Source organism: Streptomyces sp. NBC_00513, assembly GCF_041431415.1.
Taxonomy (GTDB): Bacteria; Actinomycetota; Actinomycetes; order Streptomycetales; family Streptomycetaceae; genus Streptomyces.
On the sequence record NZ_CP107845.1, the window covers coordinates 6,597,818 to 6,615,770 of the forward strand.

General features: G+C 71.7%; 13 protein-coding genes. 7 read left to right on the plus strand and 6 right to left on the minus strand.

What is annotated here, in order from left to right; all coding sequences use genetic code 11:
- The 7 genes from OHA84_RS30055 to OHA84_RS30085 all read left to right on the plus strand — a co-directional run bounded on the left by OHA84_RS30055 (position 1) and on the right by OHA84_RS30085 (position 9,063).
- A complete protein-coding gene (locus OHA84_RS30055) occupies positions 1-426 on the plus strand; it encodes a nuclear transport factor 2 family protein (protein ID WP_266952275.1) in 426 nt (141 codons plus the stop codon).
- Entirely contained in the window at positions 423-1,262 is an 840-nt protein-coding gene (locus tag OHA84_RS30060; RefSeq protein ID WP_266968844.1) for an NAD(P)H-binding protein, read from the plus strand. The genes OHA84_RS30055 and OHA84_RS30060 overlap by 4 nt, the downstream gene beginning before the upstream one ends.
- Before the next feature lie 149 nt (positions 1,263-1,411).
- Entirely contained in the window at positions 1,412-1,987 is a 576-nt protein-coding gene (locus OHA84_RS30065; RefSeq protein WP_053680385.1) for a TetR/AcrR family transcriptional regulator, read from the plus strand.
- 695 nt (positions 1,988-2,682) lie between these two features.
- The gene (locus tag OHA84_RS30070; protein ID WP_053680387.1) at positions 2,683-2,913 is read left to right on the plus strand and encodes a hypothetical protein; all 231 of its coding nucleotides are present in this window, start codon (positions 2,683-2,685) and stop codon (positions 2,911-2,913) included.
- Between the two features lie 162 nt (positions 2,914-3,075).
- Positions 3,076-3,882, plus strand: a complete 807-nt coding sequence (locus OHA84_RS30075) for an HlyD family efflux transporter periplasmic adaptor subunit (RefSeq protein WP_266968841.1) — start codon at positions 3,076-3,078, stop codon at positions 3,880-3,882.
- Positions 3,879-6,149, plus strand: coding sequence for an NHLP family bacteriocin export ABC transporter peptidase/permease/ATPase subunit (locus tag OHA84_RS30080; RefSeq protein ID WP_078999135.1), 2,271 nt, complete (start codon positions 3,879-3,881; stop codon positions 6,147-6,149). Before OHA84_RS30075 ends, OHA84_RS30080 begins: the two co-directional genes overlap by 4 nt.
- Positions 6,150-6,246: 97 nt before the next feature.
- The gene (locus tag OHA84_RS30085; protein ID WP_266973893.1) at positions 6,247-9,063 is read left to right on the plus strand and encodes an NHLP bacteriocin export ABC transporter permease/ATPase subunit; all 2,817 of its coding nucleotides are present in this window, start codon (positions 6,247-6,249) and stop codon (positions 9,061-9,063) included.
- 9 nt (positions 9,064-9,072) lie between these two features.
- Here OHA84_RS30085 and xdhC read toward each other — a convergent pair whose 3' ends face one another.
- The 6 genes from xdhC to OHA84_RS30115 form a co-directional block, all read right to left on the minus strand.
- Positions 9,073-9,963, minus strand: a complete 891-nt coding sequence (xdhC, locus tag OHA84_RS30090; RefSeq protein ID WP_266952577.1) for a xanthine dehydrogenase accessory protein XdhC — start codon at positions 9,961-9,963, stop codon at positions 9,073-9,075.
- 1 nt (position 9,964) lies between these two features.
- Complete coding sequence (xdhB, locus tag OHA84_RS30095) at positions 9,965-12,364, minus strand: xanthine dehydrogenase molybdopterin binding subunit (RefSeq protein ID WP_266968838.1); 2,400 nt, start codon at positions 12,362-12,364, stop codon at positions 9,965-9,967.
- Positions 12,361-13,830, minus strand: coding sequence for a xanthine dehydrogenase small subunit (locus OHA84_RS30100; protein ID WP_266952288.1), 1,470 nt, complete (start codon positions 13,828-13,830; stop codon positions 12,361-12,363). Before OHA84_RS30100 ends, xdhB begins: the two co-directional genes overlap by 4 nt.
- 447 nt (positions 13,831-14,277) lie before the next feature.
- A complete protein-coding gene (locus tag OHA84_RS30105; RefSeq protein ID WP_266973891.1) occupies positions 14,278-15,048 on the minus strand; it encodes an ECF transporter S component in 771 nt (256 codons plus the stop codon).
- Between the two features lie 62 nt (positions 15,049-15,110).
- A complete protein-coding gene (locus OHA84_RS30110; RefSeq protein ID WP_266952290.1) occupies positions 15,111-16,766 on the minus strand; it encodes an ABC transporter ATP-binding protein in 1,656 nt (551 codons plus the stop codon).
- Positions 16,763-17,953: an energy-coupling factor transporter transmembrane component T gene (locus OHA84_RS30115; protein ID WP_266952292.1), complete on the minus strand. Its 1,191-nt coding sequence runs from the start codon at positions 17,951-17,953 to the stop codon at positions 16,763-16,765. The genes OHA84_RS30110 and OHA84_RS30115 overlap by 4 nt, the downstream gene beginning before the upstream one ends.

Here is a 17,953-nt window from a genome sequence, read left to right on the forward strand (position 1 = left end):
ATGATCATCCCCACGGCTCCTGAGGAGCTCTACCGTCACGGTCTGCGGTTGCTGCTGGAGAAGGACGTCCCCGCATGGATGGACCTCTGGGACGAGGACGGGATCATGGAGTTCCCCTTCGCGCCTCCGGGTTGGCCCGCGCGGCTGGAAGGGCGCCGGGCCATCGCGGACCACATGCGTCACTACCCGGACCACATCGACCTCCACGACTTCCCCGAGGTGACGGTCCACCGGACCACCGTCCCCGAGACGATCGTGGTCGAGATGCGCGGCGTGGGGCGCCTGGTGAAGACAGGAGGCCCCTTCGACATGACGTACATCGCCGTCGTCACGGTCAGGGACGGTCTCATGACCTCCTACCGCGACTACTGGAACCCCCTCGCCGTGCAGGAGCCCGGCGTCGACTTCACGGGCGCCGGGCGATGAGCGACCCCAACGCCACCCTGGTCATCGGCGCCACCGGCACCACCGGCCGCCGGGTCACCGCCGGTCTCCTCGCCGAAGGCCACCACGTCAAGGCGGCCGGACGCACCGCCGCCCCGGTGGGCGGCGCGCAGGCGGTCCGCTTCGACTGGAACGAGCCCGCGACCTGGGGCGAGGCCCTGCGCGGGGTCGACCGCGCCTACCTCGTCCCGCCCGTCGGCTCCTCCGACCCGGCCGCGGTCATGCTGCCCTTCCTCCACGAGGCCGGAGCGGCCGGCGTGCGACGCGCGGTGCTGCTCGGGGCGTCGGCGATCCCGGCGGGCGGCCCCGCGGTGGGCCAGGTCCACCAGGCGCTGCCCGGCCTGTTCGACGAGTGGGCGGTACTGCGGCCCTCCTGGTTCATGCAGAACTTCACCGGATCCACCCCGCACGCCCGCAGCATCCGTGAGGGAGGCGTCATCCTGACGGCCTCGGGCGACGGCCGCATCGGTTTCGTCGACGCGCAGGACATCGCCGCCGTCGCCGTGAGGGCCCTGGTCGACGAGAAGTCCCCCGACACCGACCTGATCCTGACCGGACCGCAGACGTTCAGCCACGACGACGTCGCCGCGATCCTCACCGAGTCCACCGGCCGCACCGTCGTGCACCGGCACCTGACCTTCGAGCAACTGCGCGACCGCTGGGCGGCCGAGATCCCGCTGGAGTTCGCCTCCATGCTGGCCGCCATGGACCGCGCCATCGCCGACGGCGCGGAGGACCGCACCACGGACACCGTCGAACGCCTCACCGGTCGTCCTCCGGGCACCTTCCGCGCCTTCGTCGAGAGGGAGATCGCCTGACGGGGGAGTCGCCACCGTGCCGCCCCGGCGGGATCGGCGCCGGTGCGCGGGAACGCGTATCGTCGACTGGCTCGACGACGTCACGAACCGGCCCGCCGCATCCCGGGCGGGCGGGCCGTCGGTGACGGGCCGAAGACCAAGGAGGATCCGTGGCCCAGCGCACGGAACGCGCGGACGCCCTGCGCAACCGAGAAGCCGTCCTGGCGGCAGCGGACGCCCTCTTCGCCGCCAGCGGCAGCCCGCAGAGCGTGTCGATGGACGACATCGCCGCGGCCGCGGGCGTCGGCAAGGGCACCCTCTTCCGCCGCTTCGGCGACCGCGCGGGCCTGATCGGCGCGGTGATCGCCTCCCGCCTCGAACCCCTCCGGCGCGCCGTGCGGGAGGCGCAGGGCGCGCCGGGGTCCTCACCGCGACAGCGGGTGGCGGACCTTCTCGACGCCTCGCTGCGCTTCAAGATCGAGAACCGGAACCTGATGACGGCCGCGGAGGACGCCGGGCTCAGCAGCCCCTACCAGGCCGAGCACTACGGCTGGTGGCACGAGGTCCTTCGCACGGCGCTCGATGAGGTGCCCGGCGTCGACGACGCGGATTTCACCGCCCACGCACTGCTGGCCGCCATCCGCGCCGACCTCGTGGCCCACCTGATCGACGAACGGGGGGTGGACGCGGAGGGTCTGCGGTCCTCGCTCGCGGGATACATCGACAAGGTTCTCGGAGCCGGCTGAGCCCGCCCGACCGAGGTCGGACGACTCCCGCACCCCGGACGCCGCACCACCCTCGGACGCCTCGACGCGTGTCGAGGCGTCGGCGCTCGTCGTGTCGAAGCGTCGCCACCCCTGCCCGGATCCGCGTACCGGGCGGGTACGCGCAGGAGCGCCGCGCCGGCCGCGCGAACCCGGCCCACCGCAGTGCGTCCGCTGTACACCGCGGTGCACCCCCGCGCCCGAGTCCGTCCTGCGCCGGGCCGGTACGCCATCGGGCACCGGCTCGGGGCCGGCGCGGAGGGGCCCGGTTCCTCCCGTACGCACACCAGGTGTGACGGCCCCGTCACCCCACGCGCCTTACGGAAACCTGCACATCGTGTCCGCGACTGCGACAACTCACCTCCCTCACCGGCGATATGACCGGAATGTTCCGTCCGGTTGTGGCGGTTTCGAGTCAGTTGGTTCCGTGTAAGGAAGGGAGGCTCCACATCTGTTACTCGATCTTGTGGAGAAGCCGTCACCATTCGGTGAATCAAGCTGCACTTCAGTCGTCGGGGACGCCCGTCCAGCCGTGATGGGGCGTCAACGGGATTGGTCCGCCGGCCCGTTCGCGTGCTTACATCTTGCGCATTGCGGCAGTCGAAATGGGTGGCCCGTTTTCGGGCCGCCCCGCCGCCGCATGAATGAATTCCTCCCCCCAATGAAAGGTGCGCGTCATGCGTAACGACATCGAGACCCGCGAGATCGCCGACACCGAGCTGGACGCCGTCTCCGGTGGCATCATCGGCGTGTCCGGTGGCCTCGTGGGCGCCGTGACCAGCGATGTCAGCAACGTCCTGGGCTCCCTGAACACCGTCCAGGCCGCCACGGGCATCGTGTCGCAGGTTCCCGGCGTCGTCACGGGCGTCACCGGCGTTTCGGTGAACACCGGTATCGCCGGTCTCTGATCGGGATATCCCCATGAACCCCGGAGCGTCCCCCACGGCTCCGGGGTTCCTGGCTGCCCGCAGGTCCGTGCGAGACCGCATGTCCGTGCAAGTCCGTATGCCCGTGCAAGTCCGTACGACCGATACGCCCGGCCGATACGAATGCAGTCGAAGGAATAGTCCGTGCAGTTTCGCCAAAAGGCTCTTTCCAAGCTGCAATCGCCCGAAGAACTCGACTTGCCCGTACGCTTCGCGCGCCCGCAGGGCCGGCTCGTCCTGGTCGTCACGGTCATCGTCATGGCCGCCGCGAGTTTCTGGGCCTTCACCGGCACCGTGTCCTCCAAGCTGAGCGCGCCCGGCATCCTCACCCACGCCGAAGGCAGCTACGTACTGCAGACCCCGGTCGCGGGACAGGTCACCGCGGTCCTCGCCGAGGAGGGCCGGCTGCTGACCGCCGGCGCGCCCCTGCTCAACGTCCGTACGGCGCAAGGGGACCGCCCCGTGCGCGTGGTGACCGGCGGCCGGCTGGCGACACTCGTGGCCAAGGTGGGCTCGGTCGTCTCCACCGGTGCGGACGTGGCGACCGTGGAACGCGTGAAGGACCCGCAGGACCCGCTGGTGGCCGTGCTGTACGTGCCCGGCGCCGGCGCCTCGACGATCCCGGTCGGCGCGACCGTGGACCTGACCGTCCAGTCCGTCCCGAAGGAGCGGTTCGGCACGCTGCGCGGCCGCGTCAAGGCGGTCGGCCGCACGCCGCAGACCACGGCGCAGATCGGCGGCTTCCTGGGCGACGGCGGGCTGGCCGAACAGTTCACCCGCGACGGCAACCCGGTCGCGGTACTCGTACAACTGGACCCCTCCACCTCGACCGGGACCGGCTACCGCTGGTCCTCCGGCGACGGCCCCCCGGACGAGGTCCCGTCGAGGACACCGGTCAGCGGCGCCGTCCACCTCGCCGTGCAACGCCCCGTCGACTGGCTGCTGCCGTGACCGCGCCCCGGACCGGCACACCGCCGCGACTCCCTTCGTCCGGACACCGACGGCACCGCCCCGAGTCCAAGGGCGGCACCCGCCGCAAACCCGCACCCGCCCCCAAGGGCAGGACACCCCGCCCGGTACGCACCCCCACCGTGCTGCAGATGGAGGCGGTGGAGTGCGGCGCCGCCGCGCTGGCCATGGTGCTCGGGCACCACGGCCGTTTCGTCCCCCTGGAGGAACTGCGCATCGCGTGCGGCGTCTCCCGCGACGGCTCCCGCGCCGGCAACCTCCTCAAGGCCGCACGCGGTTACGGGCTGACGGCCAAGGGCATGCAGATGGGCCTGGCCGCGCTCGCCGAGGTGAGCGGCCCGGCCATCCTCTTCTGGGAGTTCAACCACTACGTCGTCTACGACGGCATGAGCCGCCGGCTCGGCCGCAAGGGCGTGTACGTCAACGACCCGGGCAAGGGACGCCGGTTCGTCCCCCTGGACGAGTTCGACACCAGCTTCACCGGCGTCGTGCTCACCTTCGAACCCGGCGACGGCTTCCGCCGCGGCGGCCGCAAGCCGGGAGTCCTGGGCGCCATGCCGGCCCGCCTGCGGGGCACTTCGGGAACCATGGCCGCCGCCGTGCTCTCCAGCCTCCTCCTGGTGGCCGTCGGTGCCTCGGTGCCGGCGCTGAGCCGCACGTACATCGACATGTTCCTGATCGGGGAGCAGACCTCCCTGCTGGGAGTGCTGTTCGCCTCGATGGCGGTCGCCCTCGTACTCACCGCGACACTCACCGCGCTGCAACAGGCCAATCTGCTGCGCGGGCGCATCATCTCCTCCACCCTGGGCGGTGCCCGCTTCTTCCGGCACCTCCTGAGGCTTCCGGTCACCTTCTACTCCCAGCGCAACCCGGCGGACCTGGTCCAGCGCCTGCAATCCAACGACACGGTCGCCGAGACCCTCGCCAGGGACCTGGCCGCCGCGGGCGTGGACGCCGTGGTGGTCGTGATCTACGCGGTGCTGCTGTGGACGTACGATCCGCAGCTCACCCTCGTCGGCGTGGCCGTGGCGCTGCTCAACGTGGTGGCCCTGCGGATCGTGATCCGGCTGAGGGCCACCGACACCCAGAAGCTGCGCGCGGAGAGCGCCCGGCTGACCAACACCTCGTACAGCGGTCTCCAACTCATCGAGACCATGAAGGCCACGGGCGGCGAGAACGGCTTCTTCCGGCGCTGGGCCGGACAGCACGCCGTCACCCTCGACGTGCAGCAGCGGCTCGGCGTGCCCAGCGCGTGGCTCGCGATCGTCGCCCCCACGCTGGCCGCGTTCAACAGCGCGCTGATCCTGATGATCGGCGGCCTGCGGGCGGTGGAGGGGCATCTCACCGTGGGTCTCCTCGTCGCCTTCCAGGCCCTGGTGACCAGCTTCACCGCGCCGATCTCCCGGCTGGGCGGCGTCGCGGGAAGGATCCAGGACTTCGCGGCCGACGTCGCCCGTCTCAAGGACGTCGAGAACTTTCCCGTCGACCCGGTCCACTCGCGGCGCGAGCCCGCCGCCGGCACCCGACGCCTCAAGGGCCACGTGGAGCTGGAGCACGTCACCTTCGGCTACAGCCCACTGGACGCCCCGCTGCTCACGGACTTCTCGCTCTCCGTCGGCCCCGGGCAACAGGTCGCGCTCGTCGGCGGATCCGGCAGCGGCAAGTCCACCGTCTCCCGGCTGCTCTCCGGCCTCCACACCCCCTGGGAGGGGGCCATCCGCATCGACGGCATGCGGCTGGAGGACATTCCGCGCGGCGCGCTGGCCGCCTCCGTCTCCTTCGTCGACCAGGACGTCTTCCTCTTCGAGGGCACCGTCCGCGACAACGTCACGCTGTGGGACCCCTCCATCCCGGACGAGGCCGTCGTCGCGGCCCTTCAGGACGCCGCCGTGCACGACGTGGTCGCCCGCCGCCCCGGCGGCATCCACAGCCGCGTCGAGCAGGACGGTCGCAACTTCTCCGGCGGTCAGCGGCAGCGCCTGGAGATCGCCCGGGCGCTGGTGCGCCGCCCCAGCGTGATGGTGCTCGACGAGGTGACCAGCGCCCTGGACGCGGTGACCGAGCAGGTCATCATCGACAACCTGCGCCGACGCGGCTGCGCCTGTGTGGTCATCGCCCACCGGCTGAGCACGGTCCGCGACAGCGACGAGATCGTCGTGCTCGACCGGGGCGCGATCGTGGAACGCGGCCGGCACGAGCACCTGGTCGCCGCGCGGGGCCCGTACGCCGAACTGGTCAAGGAGCACTGAGGTGACGCACGCCCACCACACCACCGCCACGGACGCCGCCACGACCCCCGTCACCGCCGATCGACCGGGCGGGCCCCCGGACCCGGTCGTCGCGGCACTGGGCGCCCTGGGCTCGGCGGTCGACTGCACGGGCCTGCGCAGCCTGTCCCTGGAGGGCCCGCTCGTCCTGTGGCTGGTCGTGCGGGGCGCGTTGGACCTGTTCGCCGTCGACGCCTCGCAGGCCGGACACTGGCACTTCCTGGGCCGGCTGGAGCCGGGCACGCTGCTGCTGGGCCCGGCCGAGGGCCCCGACCACACCCTGGTCGGCCGGCCCCTGCAAGGGTGTCGGCTGCGCCGCATCGAGCTGCGGGAGCTGTACCGACCCGAGTACGGCGACCAGTTCCCGGGGGCGGGGTTCCACGGCGGACCGTGGCACGCCGATCAAGGGCAGTACGGCATGCCCGCCGCAGGGCGACCGAGCCCCCTGGAAGACGCCTTCGCGCGCGGCATCGGCCGCGGCCTGCGCGTGCTCTACCAGCCGCCGTTGGACGGCGGCGTCCCCGCCGAACACGGCGGGGCCGACGACGACATCCTCTGGATGCAGATCGCCCCGGGCAGCGTCCAGTACGGGGCCGTGTACGAGACGGAGGCGGTGGGCACCCTCCTCGTCGACGCGGCGATGTGGCAGGGCATGGTCGACCAGCAGCACCGGCTGCTGTACGCCCTGGACGACCGGCTCGAAGAGCTGGAGCGCGCGCACGAGGACCGTACGGCGGCCGGAATCGAGGCGGGCCGGGCAGCCCGTACCCACGCGGACCGGACCCTGCTGGCGTCCATCGTCCGCTCCGGCCGGGATTCCCACCGGAGCGCGGGCGTCGACGCCACGTTCGCCGTGTGCGGGCTGGTCGCCGACGCGGCCCGCATCACCCTCTCCGAACCGGGCGAGGCCGCCGGCACCGCCGGGCAGGTGGATCCCGTCGAGAGCATCGCGCTCGCCTCCCGGATCCGTACCCGTGTGGTCCGGCTCGGCGGGCGCTGGTGGCGGGAGAACACCGGGCCGCTGGTGGGCCGGCGGGAGAAGGACGGAACGCCGGTCGCCCTGCTGTGGCGGCGCGGCGGCTACGAGGCCGTCGACCCCGCCACCGGTACGCGCGAGCGCGTCGGCAGGACGAACGAGGCCGTCTTCGAGCCGCGCGCCGTCATGCTGTACCGCCCGCTGCCCGACGGGCGGGTGGGCCTGCCGGCACTGCTCCGGTTCAGCGTGCGCGGCACCCTCCCGGAGCTGCGCAGCCTGATGCTGGGCGGGCTGGTCGCGGTGGCCCTGGGCGCACTGGTGCCGATCGCCACCGGCCGGGTCCTCGGCCGCTACGTCCCACAGGGCGAGAACGGCCTCATCGTGCAGACGGGGCTGGCGCTGATCGCGACCGGCATCGTCTCGGCCGCCTTCATGCTGCTGCAGAACACCTCCCTCCTGCGCATGGAGGGCCGCGTCGAGGCCACCTTGCAGCCGGCGGTGTGGGACCGGCTGCTGCGACTGCCGACGAAGTTCTTCGCCGGCCGCTCCACGGGCGAACTCGCCGGAGCGGCGATGGGCATCAGCGCCATCCGCCGCGTGCTGTCCGGCATCGGGCCGGTCTGTGTACAGGCGGGCGCCGTCGGCGCGATGAACCTCGTCCTGCTGCTCGTCTACAGCGTGCCGCTGGCGATGGTGGCGCTCGCCATGCTGGTCGTCGTCGCGGTGGTCTTCCTGGGCCTGGGGCTGTGGCAGTTGCGCTACCAGCGCCGGCTGATCGCCCTCGGATACCGGCTCAACAACCAGGCCTTCCAGACCCTGCGCGGCCTGCCCAAGCTCCGCGTCGCCGCGGCCGAGAGCTTCGCGTACGCCGCCTGGGCGCGGGAGTTCGCCCGAACCCGCGACCTCCAGCAGCGCATCGGCCGGATACAGAACGTCATCACGGTCCTGGGCGCCGTCTACCTGCCGCTGTGCACGCTGGTGATGTTCATGTTGCTGGCCGGACCGGCCCGCGGTGCCATGTCGGCCGGCGAGTTCCTCACCTTCAGCACCGCGCTGACGATGCTGCTGTCCTCGGTGACGCAGCTGACCGGTGCGCTCATCTCGGCCGCTGCCGTGCTGCCGATGTTCGAGCAGGTCAAGCCGCTCCTGCGGGAGACCCCCGAGGCGGTCCGATCCAGTACCCGACCGGGTGAGCTGACCGGCGCCATCGAGGCCAAGGACCTGTCGTACCGCTACGCCGACGACGGCCCGCTCGTCCTGGAGAACGTCAACTTCAGCATCGGACAGGGAGAGTTCGTCGCGATCGTCGGAGCCAGCGGCTGCGGAAAGTCGACACTGCTGCGGCTGCTCATCGGCTTCGACAAACCCGACTCCGGCAGCGTCATGTACGACGGCCAGGACCTGGCGGCGCTCGACCAGGCGGCCGTACGCCGACAGTGCGGCGTCGTGTTGCAGAACGCCCAGCCCTTCACCGGGTCGATCCTCGACTGCATCCGCGGCGCCGGGACGTTCTCCCTCGAAGAGGCGTGGGAGGCCGCCGCCATGGCGGGCCTGGCCGAGGACGTCAAGGCCATGCCGATGGGCATGCACACCATGCTGTCCGACGGTGGCGGCACCGTCTCGGGAGGCCAGCGCCAACGACTGATGATCGCCCAGGCCCTCATCCGCAAGCCGCGCGTCCTGTTCTTCGACGAGGCCACCAGCGCGCTGGACAACGAGGCCCAGCGCGTGGTCGTCGAGTCCACCCGCGCCCTGCGCGCCACCCGCGTCGTGATCGCCCACCGACTCTCCACGATCATGGGAGCCGACCGGGTGATCGCCATGGCGGACGGCCGCATCGTCCAGCAGGGCCCGCCCGCCGAACTGCTCGCCGACACGACCGGCCTCTTCCACGACCTGGTCCGCCGCCAGCTGCGATGACGGGCCCCCTCAGGCGCTGCCGGCGATCACGTACGGCGCCGCCTGCCCGCGGTCCTGATCACGGCCCTGTTCCCGGGTTTGCCCGCGGTCCCGTTCGCGGTCCTGTTCGAAGGCACGGAGCAGGTCCGCCGCGACGCTCACCGCGATCGTCGCGGGCTCCTTGCCGGTGATCCCGGTGATCCCGATCGGGGTCTTGATCCGGTCGATGCCGGCGGCTTCGTGGCCGCCCTCGTCGGCCAGGCGCTGCCGGAACCGCGCCCATTTGGCGGACGAGCCGATCAGGCCGATCGAGCCGAGACCCCCGGTGCGCAGGGCGGCGTCGCACAGCGCGGCGTCCTCGGCGTGATCGTGGGTCATGATCAGGACGTGGGTGCCGGCCGGCAGCTCCGCGAGCACCTCCTCCGGAAGGAGCGGTGCGTGACGCACGTGGATCCGCGCCATCGCGTCCGCGAGCACGCCGAGCCGTTCGTCGGTGAGCATGTCGGGCCGGGTGTCGATCAGGTACAGATCGAGGTTCTGGCGGGCCAGGATGCGGGCCAGCTCCAGGCCGACGTGCCCGACACCGAAGACCGCCACCGCCTGGACCACCGGCAGTGGTTCGAGCAGTACGGTGACGGCTCCGCCGCAGCACTGCACGCCGTGCGGGCCGGTGACCTTGTCGTTCAGCGCGAATTCCATCAGCTCGGGCTCGGGATCGGCCGTGCCGTTCAGCTCGCGCGCCCGGTCGATGGCGACGGCCTCGATGTTGCCGCCCCCGATCGAACCCCACGTCTCGGTCCGGCCCACGACGAGTTTGGCGCCGGCCCGGCGGGGCGCGTGGCCGCGCACGGTCGCGACGGTCACGAGCACGCCGGGTTCCCGGCGTGCCCGCAACCGTGCGACCGCGGCCACCCAGCTCATGTCAGGCATGGCGCAAAGCGCTCGCGTCGGCGGGGACCTCGCCGGCGACGGCCGGCCGGGCGTCCTGCCCCGCGCCGCCCCCGCGGGCCGACTCGATCGCCCAGTACACCGCCTCGGGTGTCGCGGGCGAGGCGAGCTCCACACCGACTCCGGCGGGCCCGAACGCCGCCGCGGCCTGCCGCAACGCCTCCCGTACCGAGAAGGCCAGCATCAGCGGGGGCTCACCCACCGCCTTGGACCCGTAGACCGCGCCCTCCTCGGTGGCGTTCTCCAGCAGTCTGACGTTGAACTCCTCGGGCATCTCCGAGAAGCTCGGCAGCTTGTACGTGCTCGCCGCCTGGGTCAGCAGCCGGCCGCGGTTCGGCCCGTCACCCGTGTCCCACCGCATGTCCTCAAGCGTCAGCCAGCCCGCGCCCTGCACGAAACCGCCCTCGACCTGACCGATGTCGATCATCGGGGAGAGGCTGTCTCCGACATCGTGCACGATGTCCACGCGCCGGATCCGGTACCCGCCCGTGAACCCGTCCACCTCCACCTCGGCCGCGGCGGCGCCGTAGGAGAAGTACTTGAACGGCGAGCCCTGGAACGCCTTCGCGTCCCAGTGCAGCCCCTCGGTCCGGTAGAAACCGGCCGCCGACAACTGCACCCGCTGGAAGTAGGCGGTGCGCACCAGATCGTCCCAGGCCACCTCCTCGTCGCTGCCGAGGGCGCGCGCGACGCCCTCGACGATGCGCACGTCCGAGGCGTTCGCCCCCAGCCGGGTGCCGGCGACCTGGAGCAGCCGCTCGCGGATCTGCTCGCAGGCGTTCTTCACCGCCGCACCGTTGAGGTCCGCCCCCGCGCTGGCGGCCGTGGCGGAGGTGTTGGGCACCTTGTCGGTGCGCGTGGGGGCCAGCCGGACCTTGTGCAGGGGAATGCCCAGCGTGGTCGCGGCGACCTGCAACATCTTGGTGTGCAGGCCCTGCCCCATCTCGGTACCGCCGTGGTTGATCAGGACCGAGCCGTCCTTGTAGACCAGTACCAGGGCGCCGGCCTGGTTGAAGGCCGTGAGGTTGAACGAGATCCCGAACTTGATCCCGGTGAGCGCGAGGGCCCGCTTGGTGTGCGGGTGCGCGGCGTTGAAGGCCTCGATCTCGCGCCGGCGATCGGCGATCTCCGCGTCGGCCTTGACCTGCTGCCAGACGATCGAGATGCGTTCGGGGTGGGGGACGGGCTGCCCGTACGGCGTCGCATGGCCCTGCCGGTAGAAGTTGCGTTCGCGCAACTCCATGGGATCCAGGCCGAGCAGCGGCGCGCACCGGCCCATGATGTCCTCGATCACCAGCATGCCCTGCGGTCCGCCGAACCCGCGGAAGGCGGTGTTCGAGACCTTGTTGGTCTTGGCGATGCGACCGGCGACGCGTGCGTGGGGAATCCAGTAGGTGTTGTCGATGTGGCACAGGGCGCGGGCCACGACCGGCTCGGACAGGTCCAGGCTCCAGCCGCCGTCCGCCGTCAGGGTGGCGTCCAGGGCCTGGATGCGGCCCTCGGCATCGAAGCCGATCTTCCACTCGGCGTGGAACCCGTGGCGCTTGCCGGACATGGTCAGGTCCTGGGTCCGGTTGAGCCGCACCCGCACCGGGCGACCGGTCAGCAGGGCGCCGAGCGCGGCGACCGCCGCGAACCCGTGCGGCTGCATCTCCTTGCCGCCGAAGCCGCCACCCATCCGCAGGCACTGCACGGTCACCTCGTGGCTGTGCAGGCCGAGCACGTGCGCGACGATCTCCTGCGTCTCCGAGGGGTGTTGGGTGCTGCTCTGGACGAACATCTGTCCGTTCTCGTCGACATGGGCCAGCGCCGCGTGCGTCTCCAGATAGAAGTGCTCCTGATCGGAGAACCCGAACTCCCCGGTGAACACGTGGGCGGAGTCGGCGAATCCCGCGTCGACGTCCCCGGTCAGCATCACGGGCCGGGCGCCGTGGAAACTGCCGGCCTCGATCGCGTCCCGCAGCGAGATCACGGAGGGCTTCTCGTCGAGTTCCACCTCGACGGCCGCCGCACCGAGCCGGGCCGCCTCCAGGGTCTCACCGAGCACCCAGGCGACCGCGTGGCCGTGGAACATGACCTCGTCGGGAAAGAGCGGCTCGTCGTGCTTCATCCCGGCATCGTTGACGCCGGGCACGTCGGCGACGGTCAGCACGCGGACCACACCGGGCACGGCGAGCGCGGGCTCGGTGCGCAGCGCGATGATCCTGCCGTGGGCCTTCATGACCTGGACGGGGTGGGCGTGCAGGACGTCCTTGGTGCGGTGGATCAGGTCGTCGGTGTAGAGCGCGGCACCCGTGACGTGCAGGTTGGCGCTCTCGTGCGGCATGGAAACGCCGACGACGGGCTTCTCGGGACGCTCGGACAACTGGCTCATGACGACACCGCCTCGGTGGTTCGCGCGTACAGCTTCAACAGGCTCTGGCCGAGCATCGCGGAGCGGTAGCCCGCGCTGGCGCGATGATCGTCCATCGGGGTGCCCTGGGCGCGCAGCACCCGGGACGCGGCCTCGACGGTCTCCGCCACCCACGGCCTGCCCTCCAGGGCCGCCTCGGTGGCCAACGCGCGGATCGGGGTGGCGGCCACGCCACCCAGGCCGATGCGCGCCTTGCGGACGATCCCGCCCTCGATGTCGAGCGCGAAGGCGACCGCCACGCTGGAGATGTCGTCGAAGCGCCGCTTGGCGATCTTGTGGAATGCCGTGACCCGTGACAGCGGCAGCGGGATGCGCACCGCGCGGATCAGTTCGTCGGGGCGGCGCACGCTCCGCCGGTAGCCGGTGAAGTAGTCGGCGAGGGGCACCTCGCGCTCACCGTCGGCGCCGGCGAGCACCAGCGATGCCTCCAGCGCGAGCAGGACGGGCGGGCTGTCACCGATGGGGGACCCGGTACCCAGGTTGCCGCCGAGGGTCGCGCTGTTGCGAATGAGCCGGGACGCGAACTGCGGGAACAGCTCCGCCAACAGCGGGACGCTGCCGTCGAGGCGGCGTTCGATCTCCGTCAGCGTCTGCGCCGCCCCGATCTCGACGTGATCGGATTCGACGCGCAGGGACCGTAGTTCGGGCAGCCGGTCGACGGCCACCACGCAATTCGCCCGCCGCGAGCGGATGTTGACCTCGACGCCCCAGTCGGTGCTGCCTGCGACGACCACGGCCTCGGGCCGCTCGCGCAGCAGTCGCAGCGCTTCGGCCAGGGTGCCCGGCCGCAGGAACACACTGTCGTCCCGCGAGTACGCGGTGGCGACCGGTGCGGGCGGGGACTGCTCGCGACGCCGCGCCAACACGTCGTCCTCGGTGGGCGATCCGACGGCGAACGCGGCATCGCGGATGGGCCGGTAGCCGGTGCAGCGGCACAGGTTCCCGCTCAGCGCGTGCAGATCGAAGCCGTTCGGACCGTGCTCGGGGTCCGTGGCGTCGGCCGAGTCCGAGTCCGCGTGCGCGCAGCGGTCGGGCCGGTAGTACTCGGAGGCCATGCTGCAGATGAACCCCGGCGTGCAGTACCCGCATTGGGAGCCGCCGCGGACGGCCATCTCCTCCTGTACTGGGTGCAACGCGGCCGGTGTGCCGGGTGCGCCGGCGGTGGCGAGACCTTCGGAGGTGACGACCTCCTGGCCGTCGAGCGCGGCGACCGGGACCAGGCAGGCGTTGACCGCCACCCAGTCCGTCGGCATGTTCACCCCGGGCCGTGCCACGAGGACCGAACAGGCGCCGCATTCGCCCTCGGCGCAGCCCTCCTTGGTACCGGTGAGGCCGCGTTCGCGCAGAAAGTCCAGCACCGTGGTGTGGGGCGCGCACGGTGCGATCGTCGCTTCTTTTCCGTTGACGGTGATGCGCGCCGCTACCATGGCACGTCCTCGTTCCGGCGCACGGTCGATCTGATGGTCCTGGTCGCCATGTGGGGTGCTTTCTCGTTCAGTGGCGCGGCCCGATGAACCCGAGCGCGACGCATCGGCACGCAGCGAGGTGCCGTGAAGGGTGAAGGGCAGGAGAAGGTACCGGGGCCGCGATCGGGCACGTCGGCAAGGAAGGGCTGTTCAGCAGCCGTGTGCCACGCGACCCGGAGCCCAGGCGATCTGGTGGGCGAGGCGAAGCATTGCGGAGATGGTCGACATCCGACTTCGCCTCCTTCCAGTGGCTCGTGAGCGGGTGCGGTCGAAGTTACGTTGCCGCGGGTTCACCGGTCAAGCCCGATCCCGGTTGATCGCACGAAGGCCGGCCACCGCGCGGGGGAGGTTCTCGTACGCGACTCCAGACGTGTCCTCGCCGGACGCGCGGCGGGTGACGCGCCACCCTCACGCCCGGGCAGGCGGTGTGCCCGGAGGGCTCTGGGGGTTGAAGCGGATCGGGGCCTGGAAGCGGGCCTTGCGGGCGGCGCGGCGGAAGACCGTGAGGACGGCCGGGCCGGCGAGACAGACACAGGCGAAGTTGGTGACGGCGCGGCCGGTGTCCCAGCCGAGGGAGGTGGCGAGGTCGAAGGCGAGGTACCGGTGGAACTGCTCGGTGAAGGGGAGCCCGGGCAGGTAGGCGATGGAGCTGTTGGGATCGAGGGAGAACGGCCAGAAGGAGAGGTTGAGGAGGAACCCGAAGAGGTAACCCGACACCGAGCCGTAGACGGCCAGCAGGCCGACCTCGCGGCGGCCGGTCGCCTTCGGAAGGAACCCGGCGAGCATCCCGACGAAGGCGCAGCCGAACATCTGGTACGGCATCCACGGCCCGACTCCGCCGGTGATCAGAGCGGAGGCGAAGAGCGAGGTGCAGCCGAGGGTGAAGCCGAAGCCCGGTCCGTAGACGCGCCCGGCGAGAACGAGGATGAAGAACACCGTCTCGATGCCGGCGGTGCCCGCGCCGAGGGGACGGATCGCGGCGTTCACGGCCGACAGGACCCCGAGCATGGCCAGGGCCTTGGAGTTGATGCCGCCCTCGGCGATCTCGGAGATCACCACGCACAGCACCACGACGAGCAGCACACCGAAGATCAGCGGCGGTGCGTAGTTCGAGCCGAACTTCCCCGGCGCGACGAGGAACGGCCAGAAGAACGCGACGACCCCGAGGAAGCCGGCCATGGCGATGACGATCCCGGCCCGGGCGCGGATGCGGATGGCCGCGGTGTACGTGCTGTACGTGCTCACGAGGCCGGGTCCGTTCCGTCGGAGGGGAGTACGGCGGTCAGTTGCTCCACGGTGAGGAAGGGCAGCGGAGCAAGGATCTTCGCGGTCTGGGGGGCGAAGACGGGGGAGGCCACGATGACCTCGTGGGTGGGGCCGTCGGCGACGATGTCGCCTTCGGCCATGACCACGACCCGGTCGGCTGCGCGCGCCACGAACTCCACGTCGTGCGTGGAGATCACCACGGCGCGGCCCTCCGCGGCCAGATCGTCGACGATGCGGATCAGTTCGCCCTTGGCGCGGTAGTCGAGTCCGCGGGTCGGCTCGTCGAGGAGCAGCACCCGGGGGGCCGCGGTCAGCTGGATCGCCAGGACCAGCGCCAGCTTCTGCCCCTCGGAGAGATCACGGGGGTGGGTGGTGTCCGGGATGGCGGGCGCCAGCCGGTCCAGGATGGCGCGCGCCCGGATCCCGTCCGCGGCGACCCCGGATTCGCTGTCGGCCTGGTCGAGTTCCTGCTTGACGGACTCCAGGTACAGCAGGTCGGTGGGGGTCTGGGGGACCAGACCGACCAGTCGCCGGGCCTCCGCGGCGGAGAGCTCGCGCGGATCGCGCGGGCCCTTGCCCCCGGTGGAGGCGACGGCCACGGAGCCGGCCTTGCGCGGCCCGGAACCCTGGAGCGCCCACAACAGCGAGGACTTGCCGGACCCGTTGCGGCCCATGAGGGCGGTGATCTCGCCGCCGTGCAGGGTGAGGTCGACCTCCCGGACGGCGGGGACGCCGTGGTAGGTGACGGTGACACCGCGTGCGGCGAGGAGCTCCGTACGCTGTTCGGGCGAGGTGGGCCGCACCGGCGGGGGAGCGGTGTCCGTCAGGGACCTGCGCAGGGGGGCCGCGGCGCGGCGGGCGTCGCGGATCGACAGGGGCAGCGGGGTCCAGCCCGCCGCGCGGCCGAGTTCCACGATGGGCGGGGCGATGGACGAGGCTCGGAAGATGTCGGCGGGCGTTCCGGAGACGACACGGCCGTTGCCGGGGAGGTGGATGACGCGGTCGGCGTACTGGACGACGCGCTCCAGGCGGTGTTCGGCGAGGAGCACGGTGACGCCGAGGTCGTGGACGAGGCGGGTGACGGCGGCGAGGACCTCCTCGGCGGCCGTCGGGTCCAGTGCGGAGGTCGGCTCGTCCAGGACGAGGACGCGCGGATGGGCCGTGAGGACCGAGCCGATGGCGACACGCTGTTGCTGTCCGCCGGAGAGTTCGTGCAGGGCGCGGTGACGCAGGTCGGCGAGGCCGAGGAGGTCGAGGGTCTCTTCCACGCGCTTGCGCATGGTGGCCGGCGGGACAGCCAACTGCTCCATGGAGTAGGCGAGTTCCTCCTCGACGGTGTCGGTGACGAAGCCGTCGAGCGGATCCTGTCCCACGACGCCCACGACGTCCGCGAGTTCACGCGGGGGGTGCTGCGCCGTGTCCCGGCCGTCGACCACCACGCGGCCGAAGAGGGTGCCGCCGGTGAAGTGCGGTACGAGGCCGTTGACGGCGCCGAGGAGCGTGGACTTGCCGACGCCCGTGTGACCTACGACGAGGCAGAGTTCTCCCTCCTCCACGGTCAGGTCCACGTCCCGCAGGACCGGATCGCTCGTGTCCTCGTACTGGACGGTGACCTGGTCGAAGGTGATCACGTGGATTCCTCGGTGCGCTGTGCGGGAACGGCCGGGCGGACGGGCGGGCTCGGGGGCGGGGCCAGGAACCCGGCCGTTCCCGCGAGGAGGATCGCCGCAGTCGGAACGAGCGGCAGCGTCGGCCAACTGAGCGGGTAGATCGAGGGGTTGAGCTCGGCGGCGTCGAAGCCGACGTTGGCGAACAGCAGCACCGCGGACAGCACCCCGCAGCCGGCGACGGCCCACTCGGCAAAGTGCCAGGGATCGGGGCGGTAGGTGGTACGGGTGATGCGCCGGCCGCCGAGACGCAGGCCCGCGAAGCACAGGAGGGCGCCCACGCCCATGGCGGGTAGCCCGAGCAGTCTCGGCGCGGTGGCGTCGAGGAGTCCGTAGGCCCCGGCGCACAGGCCGCACATGCCGAGGAGCATGAGGGCGCCGGTCGCGCGGCGGGAGCGACGGGTGGCGGTGCCGGCCCGGCCGTAGCCGCGGGAGTCCATGGCGGCGGCCAGGCGCAGGGAGCGTTCCAGGGCGTCTTCGAGGACCGGCACGATGATGCCGCGCAGGGCCCTGAGCCCCTTGGCACGGCCGGCCCGCAGCCGTTTGGCCCGGTGCACCCGCTGCACGCTCTGCACCAGTTGGGGGGCGACGCTGATCGACACGGTGACGGCGACGCCAAGTTCGTAGAGGGCGCCGGGCAGGATCCGCAGGGCCCGTTTGGGATTGGCGAGGGTGTTGGCGGCGCCGACGCAGCACAGCATGCAGGCGAGTCGCAGCCCGTCGGTCGCCGCGGAAAGCAGCGCCTCCAGTGAGACGGGCCCGCCGAGTCGGATGCCGGCGTACCAGTCGGGGGTCGGGACGTGCGGCAGCGAGAAGAGGAAGTGGTCCCGGGGGGTGATGCCGGTGGCGAAGATCGCGCGGAAGAGCACCCTGATCGTGACGACGGTGAGCGCGAGGTAGAGGTAGTACGTGAAGCCGCGCGCCCAGGGGGCCTCGGTGCGGCGCATGGTGATGACGTAGCCGAGGACCGCGAGGACGAGGAACAGCAGCAGCGGGTTGTTGGTGCGGCTGACGGCGGTGGCGAGGGCGAGCGCCCAGATCCACCAGGCGACGGGGTGCAGGGTGCGGGGCAGCCGGCGGCCGCCCGTGTCCGGCGCGGGGCCGGACACGGGCGGCCCGGCCGCCGCGGCCGCGGTGGTGGTGCGTGACAC

Bases quoted from the DNA above. Each gene is read 5' to 3' on its own strand.
- OHA84_RS30055 (WP_266952275.1), top strand. From the start codon at position 1: ATGATCATCCCCACGGCTCCTGAGGAGCTCTACCGTCACGGTCTGCGG.
- OHA84_RS30060 (WP_266968844.1), top strand. From the start codon at position 423: ATGAGCGACCCCAACGCCACCCTGGTCATCGGCGCCACCGGCACCACC.
- OHA84_RS30070 (WP_053680387.1), top strand. From the start codon at position 2,683: ATGCGTAACGACATCGAGACCCGCGAGATCGCCGACACCGAGCTGGAC.
- OHA84_RS30105 (WP_266973891.1), bottom strand. From the start codon at position 15,048: ATGGCCGGCTTCCTCGGGGTCGTCGCGTTCTTCTGGCCGTTCCTCGTC.
- xdhC (WP_266952577.1), bottom strand. From the start codon at position 9,963: ATGAGCTGGGTGGCCGCGGTCGCACGGTTGCGGGCACGCCGGGAACCC.
- xdhB (WP_266968838.1), bottom strand. From the start codon at position 12,364: ATGAGCCAGTTGTCCGAGCGTCCCGAGAAGCCCGTCGTCGGCGTTTCC.
- OHA84_RS30100 (WP_266952288.1), bottom strand. From the start codon at position 13,830: ATGGTAGCGGCGCGCATCACCGTCAACGGAAAAGAAGCGACGATCGCA.